Here is an 18,862-nt window from a genome sequence, read left to right as displayed (position 1 = left end):
GCGCAGGCGCGGGCGCACGGCATCGAGCAGCCGGTCGGCCTCCCGCCGGTCGGGCAGGCTGTCGAACATCGCGACGACGCGCGCGAGCGCGCCGTCGGACGCATTCGCCACGGCGTGGCGGAGCGAGCGCGCCTCGGCCGACAAGGGCGCGCCGGCATCGCTCGCGGCCGCGCTCATGCGGCGCGCGCCCTCAGGCGTTCGTTGCGGGCCACGACCTCGAAGGTGCGGCCGCTGCGCCAATCCTCATTGGCGCGGACCAGGCGGCGCAGGCGCAGCGGGCGGTCCCAGTCGTCGCGCATGCCGACCCATTCCTCGACCTCCCGCGGCAGGACGGGGGCGAGCAGTGCCATTTCCCACAGCACGCCGCGGCGCGCCTCCGGGTCCGCGTCGCGCCAGAGCTCGGCAATGATCTGCCAGCCGTCGAGCATCCAGTCCGGTCGGGTCGCCCGGCGGCTGAAGCCGGACGGATCCTGCTTCCAGATGCCCAGCAGGGCGATGGTGTCGGAGATGGCGCCGTCGAGGTCCTTGATCGCTGCGCGCGCCACCTGGAGGCTCATCCTGGCGGCGTCGATCACCAGCGCGGCCGCCTGCTGGTCGCCCGGGTCCGGGTTGCGCGCGATCCAGAGCTCGATCTCGCCGATCACGGCCTCGATCGTGGCGACCGTCACGCGCGTTCGGGCCGGGATCGGGTCGCCCGGCACGCCGAGCCCGGCGATGGCGGTGGCGATTCCCTCGAGCCAGGCTGCGATGATCTCGGGCGTGGCGCCGAGGCGTGGGGCGATGCGCGCGACGGCGCGCCGGGCGCGGACCTCGATCCGGTCGGGCTTGTCGAGCTGCGGGGGGACGGTTGCCTCCTCCCGCGATTCGGTGCGGCGGATCAGGTCGAGCAGCAGCATGAAGTTGGCGCGCATGCGCGCCGCGCCGTCCTCTCCCTTCGCCTTGGTCGCGGCCGCGGCGGCTTCCCGGCCGGCGAGGCCCTCGGCGGCGATGGTGCGCGCGACCTCGCGCACGAGGGAGGGCGTCACGGCGGGTTCGTCCGACAGCCGCTTCCACAGTCGGCGGTCGTGCAGCGTGGGCGAACAGACCTCCGGGAGCGCCGCCCAGGGAACGATGTAGTGGCCGCGCCCGCCGGAGGGGTTGGCGATGACCACCTCGAGCCCCGCGCGCGATTCGGTCGGGCGGATCCGCGCGCCGAGCAGGAAGGGGGTGGTGAAGGGGACGGCCACGCCGCGTTCAAGGAAGGTCGCGGGCTGGTAGGCCCCGGTCCCATAGCGGTCGAGCGCGTCGCGGCTGATCTCGTTCATCGCGCTGGAGGATGAAGCGGCGCGGTAAACGATCTCTGATTTCCGTCACCAAAGTTTCGATGTCGTGACCAAAGACGCTCATGTCCGTGCGCAGTTGCGCTCCCGCGGGCGCTACTTGAGAAGAAGGCGGTCCCCCAGCCCGCCCCTCCAGGAGCCCACCGATGAGCACCGAGACGCCCCCCGCCCGCCGCTGGGCCCCGGACACGCTCGCCGCCCAGGCGCTGGGGCATGTCGACGAGGCGACGCGCGCGATCGTCCCGCCGATCCATCTCGCGACGACCTATATCCGCGACCCGGACAACCAGTATCGCAGCGGCTTCGTCTACGGCCGACCCGACAACGCCACGGTGCGGGAGGCGGAGGCGATCATCGCCGCGCTGGAAGGGGCGCCGGCAGCGATGGTGCTGGGCTCCGGCATGTCGGCCGCGACGGCGGTCTTCCTCGCCCTGTCGCCCGGGGACCATGTGGTCGCGCCGCGCGTCATGTACTGGTCGCTGCGCAACTGGCTGATGACGGAGGCGACGCGCTGGGGACTGCGCGTCGAGCTTGTGGACACGACGGACCTCGACGCGCTGCGCGCCGCGATGCGGCCGGGCGAGACGAGGCTCGTCTGGGTCGAGACGCCGGCGAATCCGCTGTGGTCCATCACCGACCTCGCCGGGGCGGCGCAGATCGCGCATGCGGCGGGTGCGGCGTTCGCGGTCGACTCGACCTGCGCCTCCCCCGTGCTGACGCGGCCGATCGAGCATGGCGCGGACATCGTCATGCATGCGGCGACGAAGTACCTGAACGGGCACTCGGACGTGGTGGCCGGCGCGCTGGCGACGGCGCGGGAGGACGCGCTGTGGGACCGCATCCGCCGCAACCGCGCCACCCTCGGCCAGGTGCTGGGGCCGCTCGAGGCCTTCCTGCTGATCCGCGGCATGCGCACGCTCGGGCTGCGGGTGCGCGCCGCCGCGGCTTCGGCGCAGGCGCTGGCGGAGCGCTTCGCGGCGCACCCGGCGGTGGCGGAGGTGCTCTATCCCGGCCTGCCCGGCAGCCCCGGCCATACGGTCGCGGCGCGCCAGATGAAGGGCGGCTTCGGCGGCATGCTGAGCCTGCGCGTCAGGGGCGGGGAGGGCGCGGCGATCGCGACCGCCGCGCGCGTGGAATTGTGGAAGCGTGCGACATCCCTCGGCGGCGTCGAGAGCCTGATCGAGCACCGCGCCTCGATCGAGGGCGCGGGGTCGCCCTGCCCGCCGGACCTGCTGCGGCTGTCGACGGGGATCGAGGCGACGGAGGACCTGTTTGCAGACCTCGACCGGGCGTTGCGCGGGGCGAATGCCTGAGCATCCGCCCCGGCGCCGTTAGCCGATGATCTCGATATCGGCGGCCGAGATCGACGGCCGGCCGGTCAGGACCGCGATCAGGATGGCGCCGTTGCCGCCATCCCCGTCATCGTCCCAGGAGAAGCGGCCGGAATTCGTCGCATAGACGAACTGGCCGAAGGCATTCCCGATCGCGACGCCATCGGCGTTCGCCGTGAAGCGATCGTCGGACAGCGCCCCGAGCGCAAGGCCCAGGGCGAAGCCGGACTTCGACACGGCGATGATGTCCCCGCCGCTGACGGAGAAGTCGGCGATCCGGTCCTCTCCATCGGTCGGCAGGGCGAAGATGAACCAGTCGGCGTCGGCGCCGCCGATCAGCGTGTCATTGCCCGCGCCGCCGGCCAGGCTGTCCGAGCCGGCATCGCCCAGCACGCGGTCATTGTCCGCGCCGCCGGCGAGCGTGTCGTTGCCGGTGCCGCCGACGAGCGTATCGGCGCCCGCGCCGCCTTCGAGTGTGTCGGCATCGGTGCCGCCGTTCAGGCTGTCCGCGCCCGCGCCGCCCTTCAGCAGGTCGTTGCCGGCCAGGCCGAGCAGGATGTCGTTCCCGTCCTCCCCATCCAGCGTATCGGCGCCGCTGCCGGCGTTCAGCACGTCGTTGCCGCTGCCGCCGAGCATGAGGTCGTTGCCGTCATCCCCCCGCAGCACGTCGTCCCCAACGCCGCCCACCAGGGTGTCGTTGCCGCCGCCGCCGACCAGGCTGTCGGCGCCTTCGCCGCCTTCCAGCCAGTCGTTGCCGAGGCCGCCGACGAGGGTGTCGTTGCCGGCGCCGCCCTTGAGCACGTCGTCCTCCGTGCCGCCGTTGAGGCTGTCGTTCCCGGCATCGCCGAGCAGCACGTCGTTGCCGGCCGCGCCGAGCAGCGTGTCCGCCCCCGCCCCGCCATCGAGGGAGTCGAGCCCGGCCCCGCCGTTCAGCAGGTCGTTGCCGCCGCCGCCGAGCAGCGTGTCCGCGCCACCTTCGCCGAGCAGGCTGTCATGGCCTTCGCCGCCGCTGGCGACGTCGTCGCCGTTGCCCGCGCGCAGCGTGTCGGCGCCGGCGAAGCCGCGCATGAGGTCGGTGCCGCCCGACCCGATCCGCAGGTCGTTGCCCGCGCCGCCGTCGACGAGGTTGCGGGTGGTCGTGACGGTCAGGGTGAAGACGTCCTGCGCGCTCTCCTTGCCCTTGTCGGTGACCGTGACGAGGATCGACAGCGCGCCGATGAAGTCGAGCGGCACGGCGCCGGAGAAGGCCCGGCTGGTCGGGTTGAAGTTGAGCCAGGAGGGCAGGGGCCCGCCATCGGCGAGCCGCGCGGTGTAGGCGAGCGCATCGAGCGCATCCCGGTCGCGGAAGGCGTCGGCGGGGATGGTGAAGGCCAGCGCTCCGCCCGTCAGCGCGAACTGGTCGGCGATCGGCTTCTCGAGACGCGGCGCGCGATTGTCCGGCAGGTCGTCGAGGATGAAGAGATCCTCCGGCAGGCCGATCAAGCCCGTGTTGCGCGCGACGATCGTCGCGAAGCCTTCCTGGGATCCGTCAACCAGGTTCTCGTAGAAATCGAAATCGTCGACGCGGTCCAGGTAGTAGAAGCGGTCGGCTTCCTGCAGCCGGTCGAACTGCTCGTGCAGGATGACCCAGAAGGTCTGGCCGACCATGCCGCCATTGATGTGCTTCTCGGTCAGGCCGCCGACCCAGAGGTCCACGCGGTCGATGCCTTTCACCGTGGTGCCGTCCACCAGTTCGATGTCGGGGTTGATGAGGCGGAAGGCGTCGATCTCCTGCTGCGTCTGCAGCACGAGGTCGGGATAGGCGGTGCGGAACTGCTGGATGACCGCGTCGCTCAGCCCGTTGCGCGCCTGGAAATCCTCCCACGACGCGTAGGCGGACATGTCGCCGGCGAAGCTCACGGCCTCCCGCACATAGGGGTCGGTCGATTCCGAGAGCGACTTGCGCACCTGGTTCATGGTGCCGAGGCCGACATCGCGGCCGCGCGCGACGTTGAAGGAGAAGAGGTCGGCGCTGATGCGGACGAGGTCGTTGCGGATGGCGCCGACGATGTTGGCGTCCACCTCCTCGGCCGGCTGGGTGACGATGCCGGCGATGATAGGGGCTGCGCCGTACTGGGCGTAGCCGGGCTGGGGCGTGTAGCCCATCATCGCCATCTGTTCCTTCGAGACGAGGAACTCGCCGTTGTTCGTCGGGTTCAGGAAGGCGTCGAACAGGCGGACCTGCTTGGGCTGCCCGTCCTCCCCGATCACGGTGATGGTCTCGGAGACGAGGGAGTGGCCGAAGCGGAAGGCGGCGGCGGCGAATTCGTGGGAGATCGCCGCACTCGCGTCCGGATTGTACTCGTCATGCCCGTGCGAGCCGCTGCCGCGCATGCCCCCCAGCAGCGCATCGGCGTATTCGGTGTAGACGACGCGCTGGTACTCGGCCTCGTTGATGATCTTGGCCGCCTGGAAGACCTGTTCCGGCGTGCCGTCGAAGCCCTGCTCGACCAGGTTCTCGACGTGGAAATTGTGGTTCCGCGCCCAGATGGTGTGGATCGAGGTGAGGGTGATGTTCTCGTTCACCCGCCCGTCGCCGGCGACGATGTGGTCGAGCGGGCTGATGAAGGGGTTGAGGTCGAGCAGCAGCGGCTGGCCCGTGCCCATGAAGTTCCCATACAGGCCGCGGACCATGGAGCCGTTGATCTGGCCGTCCGCGTCGACGAGGCCGGGATAGGCTTCCCGGAACGTCTTGGTGCCGAAACCGGTGTCGTTGTCCCAATGCGCGTGGATCAGTTCCCGCAGCGTCGGCAGCAGGTCGAAGTCGGGGTTCGACGGATCGGGCGCGCCGAAAGCAAGGCGGGCGGTGACGCCGCCATTCCCGTCCGGCTCGCGCAGGAAGATGCCGACCAGCTCGTTCGAGCCATAGGCCTGGTTCTGGTCTATGAAGTTCGACGTCTTGTTGGTGTGCAGCGGCACGCCGTTCGCATCGAAGCCGACGACGGTCGCGCGCGTCAGGTCCGCCGGGTTGGTCGAACCCGGCCCGAATCCGGTGCCCGGCGCGCCGATCTGGATGGTTCCGCTGCCGCCCTTGGCGATGAAGTCGAGCCCGTGGTCGACATACTGGCCGAAGGCCATGAAGAAGATGGTGCCGCCATCGGCCTGCTTCGGCAGCTCCGCTTCCTGCGTGCCGATCACGTTGCTGATGGTGCGCGGGTCGAGCCCCTGGAAGATCGGGTTGACCGCGAGATTGACCTTCACCTGTTGCCCGGTGCCAGGGTCGGTGGCGTATTCCGGCGCGCCATAGCGCGCATCGGTGATGCGGACGAATTCCTCGTCCGCGACGCCGTTGGTCGGCTCCTCGAGGTTGTTGCCGATGCCGCTGAGCGTCCGGACCCCCGTGACGCTTTCGTCATAGGGTTGCCCCGTGACGAGGGCCTTGAGGGCGGTCAGGTCGCGGGCGGTGAGCGGAAAGGGGGGCATCGCGGGTGGCTCCTCAAGGACCAGGGGTCAACCGCCACACCCTTTCGGATGGTGCCCGGATGCCCAATCGAGACGAGGGAAAGTTCAAGGGAAGAAAAAATGGATCTGGGACCGAAGAACATCAGACCCAAGGAATAGAGAAGCTTCGCGGATAATTCAGAGACATTGTCGCATGGCAAAATCGGCTCCCATCTGGACGCAAACTGAGTGTCTGGCAGCCGAAAATTACCAACTGCATCTGCGTTGATTAGGAGCTTGATTGGCTGGGATGACGTGGATCAACCAATTGTGAGTTGCAGGACTGCAACTCGGGATTGCGCGATTGGCCGGGCGCGCCGATGCAATCTCATGGAGGAGCGTTTAAGGCCGCTATTTCAACGCCTTGAGAGCATCAGAGGTCACTAATGGGGGATCGGGTGAGATGCCCAAATGATTAATTAACTTTAGTCCATGCCGCGCGCCTGGCTTCCTGCCAAACACCCGGCCGCACCGACGCGGCGATGATCCCGCCATAGGCCATAAGCCCCACCGCGATCGCGGCAAATGCCCCAGCCAGGCCCGCATCCGTCCACCGCGCCAGCAGCCAGCCCCCGCCCACCGCGAAGCCGAGCCGCGCGACCGACGCCGCGAAGGGCCAGCGCATCCGCCCCGCCCCCTGGCACGCGAAATAGAGCGCCATCCCGAGTCCGAAGGGCCCGAAGGACGGCCCCACCCAGCGCAGGAAAACGACCAACGCCTCCCGCACCGCCGGGTCGCTGGCAAAAACCGACGCGAGCGGCCCCGGGAATACCGCCGCGAGCACGCCGATCGCCCCGCACAACGCGCCCGACAGCAGCCCGCCGCGCCACGCCGTCGCCCGCGCCGACGCCCAATCCCCTGCGCCGACGCGGCGCCCGACCAGCGAGGTCAGCGCGACGCCGATCCCAAAGCCCAGCGGGATCATCAGGAATTCGAGCCGCACGCCGACGCCATAGGCCGCGATCGCCGCCGTGCCATGGCGCGCGACCAGCGCCGTCATCAGCACCACGGTCAGGTTCGCGATCGTCGCCATCACCGTCGCGATGCCGCCGACCGCGAGGATGCGGCGGAAGGGCTCGGCCCGCAGCGGCCCGACCCAGGCCGGCCGGAACCCCGCCCCGCCGCGCGCGATGATCGCCGCCATGGTCGCGGCCGACAGCGCGAAGGCGACGAGGTAGGCGACCGCCGCGCCGGCAAGCCCCCAGCCCAGCCCAAGCATCAACACGCCCGACAGCGGCGCCTCGATGATCCAGGCCGCCGTCATCACCATCGCCGGCAGCCGCATCTTGCCCGCCCCGCGCAGCGCGGCGCCAAGGATGTTCGACAGCCACACCAGCACCGCGCCGCCGAACACGATGCCGGCATAGGTCATCGCATGCGCGATGGCCGCGGCCCCGTCGCCGCCCACGCTGCGGAACAGCAGCGGACCGAGCCCCAGCGCCAGCACGCTCGTCAGCATCCCCATGCCGAGCGCGATCGCGACCGCGTGGCGGATCAGCGCCCGCGCATCCTCGATCCGCCCCGCGCCCAGCGCGCGCGCCACCGCCGCCGTGACGCCCCCGCCCATCGCCCCGCCGGACGTCATCTGCATCAGCATCAGAAGCGGCAGCACCAGCGCGTAGCCCGCCAGCGCATCGGTCCCGAGCCGCCCGATCAGCGCGGCTTCGGCTGTCTGCGCGACCGCCTGCACGAAGGTGACGAGGATGGTCGGCGTGGCGAGCCGCGCGATCTCGCCCGTTGTCGCCGGCCCGCTCACGCGACCCGGTGCAGCAGCGGCTCGCCCGCCGACAGGCGCCGCACATTCTCGGCGGCGATGGCGAAGGACCGGTCGAAGGTGCCCGTCGTCAGCCAGGCGATATGCGGCGTGACGACCACATTCGGCAGCGCGAAGAGCGGGTCTCGCGGATCGGCCGGTTCCTGCGCGAAGACATCGAGGCCCGCGGCGGCGAGATGCCCCGACCGCAGCGCCGCCGTCAGCGCCCCCTGTTCCACCAGCCCCCCGCGCGCGGTGTTCACCAGCACCGCGCCGCGCTTCATCCGCGCGATGGCGCGCCCGTCGATCAGGCTGCGCGTCTCCGGCGTTTCCGGGATGTGAAGGGAGACGACGTCGCTCTCGGCGAGCAGCGCGTCGAGGCTGCGGAAATGCCCCTCCGCCTCCGGCTTCGGCGCGCGGGCCGTGTACAGCAGCCTGCAGCCCATCGCCGCCAACACGGGGGCGAGCAGCGCCGGCACCGCCCCATAGCCGACGAGCCCGACTGTCCGCCCGCCGAGCTCGAACAGGCCATCCTGCAAGGCCGGCGGCTGCGCCCAGCCGCGCCCGGCCCGCGTCTCGGCATCCATATGCGCGACGCGGCGCAGCGCGCCGAGCATCAGCAGCAGCGTCAGTTCCGCGACCGCGCGCGAATTGGTCCCCGGTAGGTTGCAGACGGCGATGCCGCGGGCCCGCGCGGCGTCGAGATCGATCGTGTTCACGCCGACGCCGATCTTCTGGATCAGCCGCAACCGCGGCGCGGCGGCGATGTCCGCGGCAGCGAGCGGGCGCAGCACGTGCCAGATCACCTCGGCCGTGGGCAGGGCTGCGTGGAACGCGCGCTCATCGGCTTCGGGGACGACGGTGAGCGAGAGGTCGGGCAGGGCGCCAAGCCGCGCGGCAAGTCCAGGGCCGGCAGCGTAATGGAGGAGCACCCTCATGGCGTTGCGCCGGAGAGGACCTCACCCCACCAAAGGCCGAAAGGCCTTTGGGAACCGATTGATTCATCGGGGAGGGGCGTCGCGGGTGTGGCCGTCGTGAAGGGGGCGCCATGCCCCTCCCCGAAACCCCCGATCGGGTCCTGGTGTCCAGAGGCCTTTCGGCCTCTGGCGGGGAGGTCCGGAGGGGCAGCGCCCCTCCGGGCGCGCGCCGTGGCCTTGCTCACCGCGACCGCCCCAGCACCGCCCCGCCCGCGAAGCGTGCGCGGGGCCCGAGCGCTTCCTCGATCCGCAGTGCCTCGTTCCACTTCGCCATGCGTTCCGACCGCGCGAAGGACCCGACCTTGAGCTGCCCGACGCCCCAGCCCAGCGCCAGGTGGACGATCGTCACGTCCTCCGTCTCGCCGGAGCGGGCGGATACGATGCCGGCATAGCCGACCTCCCGCGCCGCATCCCACGCCGCCTTGGTCTCGCTCAGCGTCCCGCGCTGGTTGGGCTTGATCAGCACCGTGTTCGCCGCGCCGGCGGCGGAAGCCGCGCGCACCCGCGCCGCATCGGTGACCAGGTAGTCGTCGCCCACCACCTGCATCCGCGCGCCGACCTCCCGGGTGAAGGCCGCGAAGCCCGCATGGTCGTCCTCGGCGAGCGGATCCTCGATGGAGGCGATGGGATAGGCTTCGAGCCAGCCGAGCAGCATGCGGATCATGCCGTCGGTATCCAGTTCTCGCCCCTCGAGCCCGAGCCTGTAGCGCCCGCCCTTGCCGAAATCCGTCGCCGCGATGTCGAGCGCGATCGCGACCTGGCGCCCGGGCGCGAAGCCTGCGCGCTCGATCGCGCGGACCAGGGTCTCCAGCGCCTGCTCGTTCGCGTCGAAGGCCGGCCACCAGCCGCCCTCGTCGGCCACGCCCTGGAGGAGCCCGCGCTCCTTCATGATGGCGCCGGCGGCGCGGTAGATCTCGGCCGTCCAGTCGAGCGCCTCGGCGAAGGACGTCGCCGCGGGGCAGATCACGAGGAAGTCCTGGATGTCGATCCGCCGCCCGGCATGCGCGCCGCCGCCCAGGATCTGGATCTGCGGCAGGGGCATCAGCGCCGCGTCGTCGCCGCCGAGATGCCGCCAGAGCAGCGTGCCGGCCGCATGCGCCGCGGCGTGGGCGGCGGCCATGGAGACGGCGAGCGTCGCATTGGCGCCGAGGCGCGACTTGTCCGGCGTGCCGTCGAGCGCGATCAGCCGTGCGTCGAGCCCCGCCTGGTCGGCCGCATCGAAGCCCGCCAGCGCGGGCGCGATCTCCTCGTTTACTGCCGCGACCGCGCCCTTCACGTCGTAGCCGCCGAAGGCGGTGCCGCCATCGCGGCGGTCGAGCGCCTCGCCGCTGCCGGTGCTGGCCCCCGCAGGCGCGATGGCGAGGCCGCGCGCCCCACCTTCGAGCCGGACCTCGGCTTCCACCGTCGGTCGTCCCCGGCTGTCCCAGACGCGGCGGCCGCGGATGGAGGTGATGATGCTGCGCGCCATGCCGGTGGTCCGTATCCTGCCCGGTTGCGAGGTAGCCGAGGCGATGCCGTGCGTCCACGCGGCGCCGGGTCAGGCCCCGATCTCCTCCCCCCACGCCGCCCGGACGGTCTTGATCCGGTCGGGTGGCACCGTGATCAGTGGGCGCGCCACGCGGCGCACCCGCTCCTTCTCCGCCTCCTCCGTCACGTATTCGACAGGGCTTTTCCCGTCGATGCGGGCGAGGAAGAGGCCGGGCAGCAGGCTGGCCGCCCGGGATTCGAGAACGGCCGGCGCCTCCCACTCGACCGAGGCGAGATAGGCCGCCGCCAGTGCCTCGAAGCACACCATCAGGCAGGTCGCCGCCTTCGGCACCAGCAGGCACTTCAACAGCAGGTGATTGAGGCAGAAGGCCAGGTCGAAGGCCGGGTCGCCCCACCAGGCACATTCGGCATCGAGGAATACCGGCCCGTCGGGGCCGACCAGGATATTCTTCGGGCTGACATCCCCGTGGACGAGGGTGAGTTTCGTCGCGGCCGTACGGGCGACGAGTGCGACCAGCGGCGCGGCCAGGTCCGGATGGGCGCGGGCGGTCGCGACGAGGTAGGGTTCCAGCCGGATGGCTTCGAAGAGCTTGTCGGTCGGGAAGTCCATCGCGAGGTCCGGGCGGCGCGCGGCGGCCGCATGGATCGCGGCGATCCGGCGCCCGACCTCGGCGGCGAAGGCGGCGTCAATATCGCCCTGGCGCAGCCTTTCCTTCCACACCGGGTAGCGTTCGGGCGGCAGCCATTCCATCGCCAGCGTGCCCGTCGCCTCGTCCTGGCCGAGCAAGGCGGGCACTGCGCGCGGCGCGGCTTCGTGCGCGCGGGCAAGCCAGCGCGCCTCGTAGCGGTTGCGCACGATGGGCGCACGCCAATCCGCCGCGACGCGCAGTTTCTCGAGCGCACGCTTCACGCAGATGACACGCCCGTCCGGCAGAACGACGCGCCATATGTCGGAGGACACGCCGCCGGCCAGCGGTTCGCCGAGAGCGGCCGCGCCCCCTGGCAGCAGGCCCATGTTGCGAAGGCCGTCGAGGATGCCCGAGGGCGGCTCGGTCATGCGGACCGCCCGCGCGGGCCGGCGCGGCGGCCATGCGCACGGGCCGATTCCGCGGCCGCCGCCGCCGAGGCCCGGTTAGCTGCCCCGCCCGGGCCGTTCCGCCATGAAGGACGCCTGGACGATCCCATGCCGCCATACTCCGCCGCGCGGACCAGATCCGCCGCAGGCGCCCCAGGATGCCCCGCCCGCCCGCATCTGCCAAACCCGCTGGGCGTGCTAGAAGGGGGGTGACCACGGCAGGGGACATGGCGGCGCGGCATGGCGAAGGAGGAATGGGACATACCGGAGCATCTGCAGCCTGATCCCGCCGAATGGTCGTTCGACCTCGACGCCGCGCTCGGCGCGGTGGTCACGCTGCGGTCCCAGGTGCCGGCGGATGCCTTCACGGCGCGCGCGCTCGGCACCGAGCGCGAGGGCAGCGGCGTCGTCATCCGCGACAACCTCGTGCTGACCATCGGCTACCTCGTGACCGAGTCCGAAAGCATCTGGATCACCGCGCCCGATGGCCGCGCCGTGCCCGGCCACGCGCTGGCGGTCGACCAGGAGACGGGCTTCGGCCTGGTGCAGGCACTGGGGCGGCTTGGCGTCGCGCCGCTCGACCTCGGCGACAGCGAGGGGCTGCGCATCGGCGCCCCCGTGATCCTCGCCGCAGCTGGTGGGCGGGCGCACGCCGTCTCGGGCAAGCTGGTCGCCCGCCAGCCCTTCGCCGGCTACTGGGAGTACCTGCTGGAGGACGCGCTGTTCACCGCGCCCGCGCACCCGTCCTGGGGCGGCGCGGGGCTGATCGGGCCGGACGGCAAGCTGCTGGGCATCGGCTCCCTCATTCTCCAGCAGGGGGAGGAAGGTCGGCGGCTCGACCTCAACATGGTGGTGCCGGTCCACCGCCTCTCGCCGATTATGGACGACCTGCTGGCCTATGGGCGGGTGAACCGCCCGGCGCGTCCCTGGCTGGGGCTCTATGCGACCGAGGATGAGGAAGGAGTGGCGATCGCCTCCCTGGCACCAGGCGGCCCGGCCGAGAATGGCGGCGTCCGCAGCGGGGACCGGGTGCTGGCCGTCGAAGGTGTCGCCGTGACGGACCTCGCCGAGATGTGGCGCGCGGTGTGGGGCGCGGGGGATGCCGGCGCGACGGTGCGGCTCAAGCTCGGGCGCGCGCGCGGGTCGCGCGACGTCTCCATCGTCTCCGGCGACCGTACCGCCTTCCTCAAGCATCCGAGGCTGCACTGATGGCCGGCATGATCGTCGTCCCGCCCGGCGAGGGGGAGCAGCACTGGCAGCCGCAGCCCGCCAATGGCTGGATCGAGGTGCTGACGGCGCCGCGCCTGGCCGGCGCGCCCGCGGGGTTTTCCGCGGGGCTCCAGGAACTGCCGCCGCTCGGCAAGATCCGCGAGCATGCCCACCCGGCGCAGACGGAGATCTTCTGGATCGTGGCGGGGGAATGCCTCGCCCGGCTCGATGGGCAGGTGCGGCGCATCACGGCCGGCACCTACATGGTGGCGCCGCCGCATGTCCGGCACGGCTTCATCAATGACGGAGCGCACCCGTTCCGGATGCTCTGGATGCTGATCCCGGCGGGGCTCGAGGAATTCTTCGTCGCCATCGGCAAGCCCAAGGTGGCGGGCGCGCCCGACCCGACGCCCTATCCGCGCCCGTCGGAGACGGGGGCGATCGAACTCGCGACGGTGTTCGAGACGTTGGACCCGCCGCCCGAGGCGCCCTGGGACACGGCGCCCATCACCGACCCCGCCGTGCTGGAACCGCTGCGCCGCGCCGCGCGCGGATAGGACGCCGCCCTTGGCGGCCCGCGCGGCGCTGCCATATGTTCGGTACAGCGAAAGGAACCCGCGATGCGCCGCAACCGCCTGCCCGTCGCCGTCCGCTTCATGCTGCTGCACGGGATCATCGGCTTCGGTCTCGCCGCGATCTTCGTCGGCGCGGTGCTCTGGGCCGATCCGGGCGGGGTCGGCACCCTCATCCTCCGCCATGGCGGGCTGCCGGTGATCGCGCTGCTCTGGTTCTTCAGCGGGCTGACCTTCGGCTCGGTGCAGATCGGCGCGGCCGTGATGCTGCTGGACGGGCGGGACGAAGGGCAGGCCGGCGGCGGACGGCGGCTGCGCGTGCCGCCGATGCTGGTCCCGGCCCGCGCCGCCGCGCCGGCACGCCGGCGGGGCTAGCCTTCGGCCAGCCCCCATTTGCGCGCCATCTCGGCGAAGAAGCCGCTCTCCTGCCGCAGCAGCACCCAGGTATCGAGGAAGCGCAGCCAGGCCGCGTCGTTCGGCGGGGCGAGGAAGGCCATGGGGATCGGGTTGCGCGGCGCGTCGCGGAAGATCGCGGCGAGGTCGGGATATTCGCGCGTGAGGAAGCCGGCCTCGATCACGCTCGTCATCGCCGCGTCGACGCGGCCGCCGAGCAGTTCCTGCCAGTCCCGCGCGGGACTCTCGACGCGCCGCAGCGTCGCGTTGGGCAGCGCCTGCTGGACGAACTGTTCCATCGTCGTCCCCAGCGTCGTGCCGATCGTCACGCTGCGCTGGTTCAGCGCCTCCCAGTTTGCGAAGCGGGTCGCGTCGCGCCGGCGGACCAGCGGGATGAAGCCTGTCCTGCCCCACGGGATGGTGAAGGCGCCGGCCATGGCGCGCGCGACCGAGATGGAGGTGCCCGTCATCACGACGTCGAACTGGTCGGCCGCCAGCCCGTTCATCAGCGTGCGCCAGTCGGTCGCGACGAATTCCACGCGCAGGTTCATGTCCCGTGCCAATTGCTGGGCGCAGTCGATCTGATGGCCGCGGTATTCGCGCGAGGCTGGGTCGCGGAAGGACATTGGGTTGAAGTCGCCCGTGGTGCCGACGCGGATGCGCCCCGCCGCCTGCACGGCGGCGAGCCGCCCGCCGCCCTGGGCCTGTGCCTGGGCGGGAACGGCGAGGGTGCCGGCGAGAAGGGCTGCGGTGGGGAGCGTGCGGCGGTGCATGGGGGCCTCCTGTGTCGGGCCGCATGATGCCACGCCTCGCCGCCGCCGTCCTGCCGCTGGCACTTGCGGGCTGCGGCGGCAACTGGGGCTGGCATGTCGTCAACCCGGCTGATCCGCGAGGGCAAGCAAACCTGCGCTTCATGGTCGATGGGCTGTGGGCGACGGTGTCGCTATCGCTCGCCGCCATGGCGGTGTCGCTCGCGCTCGGGCTGGTCGTGGCACTGGCCGGCTTCGCGCGTGTCCGTGCGCTGCGCTGGTTCAACCGCGTCTGGGTCGAACTGTTCCGCGCGGTGCCGATCCTCGTGATGATTCTCTGGGTCTTCTACGGGCTGCCGGTGGTGCTCGACATTCGCATCGGCATCTTCGCCGCGGCGGTGCTCGCCATTGCCGTGTGCGATTCCGCCTTCGAGGCCGAGATCCTGCGCGCGGGCATCCAGTCGATCGAGCGCGGCCAGCATGAGGCGGCTCAGGCGTTGGGCCTGACGGCCTGGCAGCGCTACCGCTACGTCGTCCTGCCGCAGGCGATCCGGCGCGTGCTGCCGCCGATCGGCAACCAGCTCGTCTACGTCGTGAAGATGTCCTCGCTCGCCTCGGTGATCGGCTACCAGGAGCTGACGCGGCGGGCGAACGAACTGGTCGTGACGGTGTTCCGCCCGCTCGAGATCTACACGATCCTCGTGCTCGAATACCTGGTGCTGATCCTGCTGATTTCCTGGGGCGTGCGTCGGCTCGAACGGCGGATGGGCGCGGACCAGCGGCAGGGGATGCCGGGATAGGTTCCCGCTTGCGCGTCGGCCGGAAGGCCGCGCACTCTCGCGCATCAGGACGGGTCGGCGGCGCAATGCCGGCCCCGGGAGGGACGCAGGAATGACCCAGACCGTCGCCATGACGGTGAACGGCCGTGCCGTCACCGTGACCGTCGATGATCCGCAGATGCCGCTGCTGTACGCGCTGCGCAACGATGTCGGCGCGGGTGGGCCGCATTACGGATGCGGCCTCGGCCAATGCGGCGCCTGCACGATCCATCTGAACGGCGAGGCGGCGCGGTCCTGCCAGATTCCGGTTGCCGAGGCGGCCGGCAAGACCATCGTCACGCTCGACGGACTTGGCACGCCGGACCGCCCGCATCCGGTGCAGGCCGCCTTCATCGCCGAGCAGGCGGTGCAATGCGGCTACTGCGCCAACGGCATGATCATGGAAAGTGCGGCGCTGCTGGCGAAGAACCCACGTCCGACCGAGGCCCAGGTGAACGAGGCGCTGGCCAACAACATCTGCCGCTGCGGCACGCATCCGCGCGTCGTCGCGGCCGTGCTGCGCGCGGCGCGCGGCTGAGCGGGGAGGGCAGGGAGATGAACGCGATCACCAGCCGCCGCGGCCTGCTCAAGGCGGGCGGGGCGCTCACCGTCGCCTTCACCGTCGGCCTCGGCCCGAAGGGTGCGGCCGCCTGGACCGAGAAACCCGTCGCGGGCGACGAGGTGGCCGCCTTCCTGTCCATCGACGCGCAGGGCGGCGTGACGGTCTTCGTCGGCAAGGTCGATCTTGGCACTGGCGTGCGTACCGGCTTCATGCAGATCGCGGCCGAGGAACTCGACCTCGCCATGTCGCGCATCCGCGTCGTGGAAGGCGACACGGCGCTGACGCCGGACCAGGGGCCGACCTATGGCTCGCTGTCGATCCAGAATGCCGGCGTGGCGCTGCGCGCGGCCTCGGCCACGGCGCGGCGGGAATTGCTGAACATGGCGGCCTCGCGCCTCGGCGCGCCGGCGGCCTCGCTGCGCGTCGAGGATGGCGTCGTCAGCGGCGGCTCGGGCCGCGTCTCCTATGCGGAGCTGGTGGGCGGGCGTGCCTTCGACCTGAAGGTCGACACCAACGCGCCGATCAAGCCGCCGGAGGCGCGGCGCATCGTCGGCCGCACCGTGCCGCGTGTCGACATCCCAGCGAAGGTGTTCGGCCGCTTCGAATACGTGCACGACTTCAAGCTGCCGAACATGCTGCACGGCCGCCCGGTGCGCCCGCCCGCCATGGGTGCGACGGCGGAAGCCGTTGACGAGGCCTCCATCCGTCACATCCCCGGCGTGGTGCGCGTGGTGCACCAGGGCGCCTTCGTGGGCGTCGTGGCGGAAACCGAATGGGCCGCGGTGCGGGCGGCGCGCGACCTGCGCGTGCGCTGGTCCAGCTGGGCCGGGCTGCCGGACCAGGCGCGGTTGTGGGAGCATGTGCGCGCGACGCCGGTCGCGCAGGTGCAGGTCACCTCGAACCGCGGTGACGCGGCCGGCGCGATCCAGGGCGCGGCGCGCCGGATCTCGGCCTCCTACGACTTCGCCATCCACTCGCACGCCTCCATGGGTCCGTCCTGCGCGGTGGCAGAATTCCGCGACGGTCGGCTGACGACGTGGAGCGCGAGCCAGGCGACGCACAATCTACGCAAGCAGCTCGCCATGATGCTGGCGATGCCGGTCGAGCAGGTGCGCTGCGTCTACCTCGAAGGCGCCGGCTGCTACGGGCGCAACGGGCATGAGGATGCGGCGGCCGACGCCGCGCTGCTCGCCCGCGCGGTCGGGCGGCCGGTGCGCGTGCAGTGGATGCGCGCGGACGAGCATGTATGGGACCCGAAGGGCCCGCCGCATCTGGTCGACCTGCGCGCCGGCCTCGACGCCCAGGGCAACATCGTGGGGTGGGAGGCGGAGGCCTTCATCCCCAAGGGCGCCGGCGGCAATGTGGACCTGACGGCGGCGGAACTCGGCGGCCTGCCGCGGGAGAACCAGATCCATCCCGGCAACATCATCCACAACCTGGCGCTGCCCTACACCTTCCCGGCGGTGAAGACGACCTGCCACCGTCTGGACACGACGCCCTTCCGACCCTCCTGGATCCGCACGCCGGGGCGGATGCAGAACACCTACGCGAACGAGGCCTTCCTCGACGAATGCGCGGCCGCCGCGGGCGCCGACCCGGTTGCCTACCGGCTGCGCCTGATGCCCGCGGACGATCCGCGTGGGCGGGAGGTGCTGGAACGCGTCGCGCGGCTGGCGAACTGGCAGGCGCGCCCATCACCGCAGCGCGAGCGCAGCGGGGAGATCCTGCGCGGCCGCGGCGTGACGTACTGCAAGTACGAGCTGGTGCGCACCTACGTCGCCGCAGTGGCGGAGGTGGAGGTGAACCGCCGCACCGGCGACATCCGCGTCACCCGCTTCTTCTGCGCGCATGATTGCGGGCAGATGATCAACCCGGATGGGGTGAAGTCGCAGGTGGAAGGCAACATCATCCACACCCTGTCGCGCACGCTGAAGGAGGAGCTGACGTTCGACCGCGGCACCGTCACCAGCCGCGACTGGGGATCCTACCAGGTCATCACCTTCCCCGAGGTGCCGGAGATCGTGATCGACCTGATCGACCGGCCGACCGAGCGCCCCTGGGGCGCGGGGGAGCCGGCGGCGGCGATCGTGCCCTCCGCCGTGACGAACGCGATCTTCGACGCGACGGGGGCGCGGCTGCGCTCCGTGCCCTTCACCGCGGCGAAGATGCGTGCGGCGCTGCAAGGCGCCTGAGGCGGGTCGGGGCGGCGCGGGGCGCCCCGTTCACCGCTGCTGGGGGATGACCGGCGTATCGGTCGGCGTCAGCGCGCGCCCTGGCCCGAGCGCCCATTCGGCGATCTCGTCGCGTCGCGCGAACCAGACGCCGGGATGGCCAGCCGCCCATCGGAGGAAGCGCTCGACGGAGGGCACGATGGCCGGACGCCCGGCGACGAAATCGTGCAGCGGCACGCTCATCATGCGGCGGCGGATGGCACCTTCCTCGTACAGCACCTCGAATTCCTGGCGCAGCATCTGCTCGTAGTCGGCCAGGCTGCGCTGCTGGTTCTGGAAGAAGTTCAGGTCGTTGACGTGGCCCATATAGGGCACCAGGCAGAAGTCGCGGTCGCCATTGACCTTCTGGATCCAGGGCTCGTCCCGCGTGCGGTCGTCGATCGAGTAGATCAGGCCGAGTTCCTGCAGCAGGTCGTTGGTGTTGACGCTGCCCTGCAGCCCCTGCGCGTTGAAGCCCTTCGGCCAGAGGCCGGTCGCCCTGCGCAGGGCCTCGAAGCCCTCGCTCAGGAATTCGCGTTCCTGGTCCTTGGGCAGATGGAACTGCGGCGCGTGGCGGATGGCGCGTCCGCCCGCCTCGTGCCCGCGCGCCACGATCTCCCGCGCGAGGTCCGGGTAGCGCTGGATGCTCTCCCCGATCATGAAGGAGGAGACGCGCACGCCCGTCCGGTCGAACAGGTCGAGAAGGCGGGGGATGCCTTCCTTCGCGCCATAGGTGCGGTTCATGACGTTCGGCAGATGCGGGAAGCGGCTTCCCGCCTGGGGCGTGCCGGGCGGGCCGGGCTGCCAGGCGGCGGGCTGGCCGCCATCGGCCTCGAACATCATGCACACGCCGATCGCGAGCCGCGCGTCGCCGGGCCAGAAGGGGCCACGCGGGCGGGGCGCCTGGGCGCGCGCCACGGCGGGGG

15 protein-coding genes are annotated in these 18,862 nt (G+C 71.3%); 7 read left to right on the top strand and 8 right to left on the bottom strand.

Going from position 1 to position 18,862, the window contains the following annotated elements; genetic code table 11:
* Positions 1–173: 173 nt before the first annotated feature.
* Entirely contained in the window at positions 174–1,304 is a 1,131-nt protein-coding gene (locus tag HW577_RS07990) for a hypothetical protein (RefSeq protein ID WP_198375614.1), read from the bottom strand.
* A gap of 161 nt (positions 1,305–1,465) precedes the next feature.
* Between HW577_RS07990 and HW577_RS07985 the strand changes: the two genes are divergently transcribed.
* Positions 1,466–2,632, top strand: a complete 1,167-nt coding sequence (locus HW577_RS07985; RefSeq protein WP_198375613.1) for a trans-sulfuration enzyme family protein — start codon at positions 1,466–1,468, stop codon at positions 2,630–2,632.
* 18 nt (positions 2,633–2,650) lie between these two features.
* Here the strand turns inward: HW577_RS07985 and HW577_RS07980 are convergent, their stop codons facing one another.
* The 5 genes from HW577_RS07980 to HW577_RS07960 form a co-directional block, all read right to left on the bottom strand.
* On the bottom strand, positions 2,651–6,112 hold the full coding sequence (locus HW577_RS07980; protein ID WP_198375612.1) for a peroxidase family protein: 3,462 nt from the start codon (positions 6,110–6,112) through the stop codon (positions 2,651–2,653).
* Between the two features lie 433 nt (positions 6,113–6,545).
* Entirely contained in the window at positions 6,546–7,886 is a 1,341-nt protein-coding gene (locus HW577_RS07975; protein WP_198375611.1) for an MATE family efflux transporter, read from the bottom strand.
* A complete protein-coding gene (locus HW577_RS07970; protein WP_198375610.1) occupies positions 7,883–8,821 on the bottom strand; it encodes a 2-hydroxyacid dehydrogenase in 939 nt (312 codons plus the stop codon). Before HW577_RS07970 ends, HW577_RS07975 begins: the two co-directional genes overlap by 4 nt.
* A 220-nt stretch (positions 8,822–9,041) precedes the next feature.
* Complete coding sequence (gene eno / locus HW577_RS07965) at positions 9,042–10,328, bottom strand: phosphopyruvate hydratase (RefSeq protein WP_198375609.1); 1,287 nt, start codon at positions 10,326–10,328, stop codon at positions 9,042–9,044.
* 69 nt (positions 10,329–10,397) lie between these two features.
* Entirely contained in the window at positions 10,398–11,405 is a 1,008-nt protein-coding gene (locus tag HW577_RS07960; protein WP_198375608.1) for a phosphotransferase family protein, read from the bottom strand.
* 258 nt (positions 11,406–11,663) lie between these two features.
* Here HW577_RS07960 and HW577_RS07955 point away from each other — a divergent pair, with 258 nt between their 5' ends.
* From HW577_RS07955 to HW577_RS07945, 3 genes are all read left to right on the top strand, one after another.
* Positions 11,664–12,632 (top strand): S1C family serine protease, encoded by a 969-nt coding sequence (locus HW577_RS07955; protein WP_198375607.1) that lies wholly within the window; start codon positions 11,664–11,666, stop codon positions 12,630–12,632.
* A complete protein-coding gene (locus tag HW577_RS07950; RefSeq protein ID WP_198375606.1) occupies positions 12,632–13,189 on the top strand; it encodes a cupin domain-containing protein in 558 nt (185 codons plus the stop codon). The genes HW577_RS07955 and HW577_RS07950 overlap by 1 nt, the downstream gene beginning before the upstream one ends.
* A gap of 63 nt (positions 13,190–13,252) precedes the next feature.
* Positions 13,253–13,579, top strand: a complete 327-nt coding sequence (locus HW577_RS07945; protein ID WP_198375605.1) for a hypothetical protein — start codon at positions 13,253–13,255, stop codon at positions 13,577–13,579.
* On the opposite strand, the gene HW577_RS07940 is transcribed toward HW577_RS07945, so the two are convergent.
* A complete protein-coding gene (locus tag HW577_RS07940; protein WP_198375604.1) occupies positions 13,576–14,370 on the bottom strand; it encodes a transporter substrate-binding domain-containing protein in 795 nt (264 codons plus the stop codon). The genes HW577_RS07945 and HW577_RS07940 overlap by 4 nt on opposite strands.
* Positions 14,371–14,393: 23 nt before the next feature.
* Here HW577_RS07940 and HW577_RS07935 point away from each other — a divergent pair, with 23 nt between their 5' ends.
* The 3 genes from HW577_RS07935 to HW577_RS07925 all read left to right on the top strand — a co-directional run bounded on the left by HW577_RS07935 (position 14,394) and on the right by HW577_RS07925 (position 17,918).
* Positions 14,394–15,146: an amino acid ABC transporter permease gene (locus tag HW577_RS07935; protein ID WP_198375603.1), complete on the top strand. Its 753-nt coding sequence runs from the start codon at positions 14,394–14,396 to the stop codon at positions 15,144–15,146.
* Between the two features lie 91 nt (positions 15,147–15,237).
* Positions 15,238–15,702, top strand: a complete 465-nt coding sequence (locus HW577_RS07930) for a (2Fe-2S)-binding protein (RefSeq protein ID WP_198375602.1) — start codon at positions 15,238–15,240, stop codon at positions 15,700–15,702.
* Between the two features lie 17 nt (positions 15,703–15,719).
* Complete coding sequence (locus HW577_RS07925; RefSeq protein ID WP_198375601.1) at positions 15,720–17,918, top strand: xanthine dehydrogenase family protein molybdopterin-binding subunit; 2,199 nt, start codon at positions 15,720–15,722, stop codon at positions 17,916–17,918.
* A gap of 30 nt (positions 17,919–17,948) precedes the next feature.
* On the opposite strand, the gene HW577_RS07920 is transcribed toward HW577_RS07925, so the two are convergent.
* Positions 17,949–18,862, bottom strand: a 914-nt coding sequence (locus HW577_RS07920) for a polysaccharide deacetylase family protein (protein ID WP_198375600.1), incomplete at its 5' end; no start/stop codon positions are given.

The sequence above is a fragment of the Neoroseomonas rubea genome (assembly GCF_016106015.1).
In the GTDB taxonomy this organism is placed as follows: Bacteria; Pseudomonadota; Alphaproteobacteria; order Acetobacterales; family Acetobacteraceae; genus Neoroseomonas; species Neoroseomonas rubea.
This window is presented reverse-complemented; position numbering and strand designations above follow the sequence as displayed.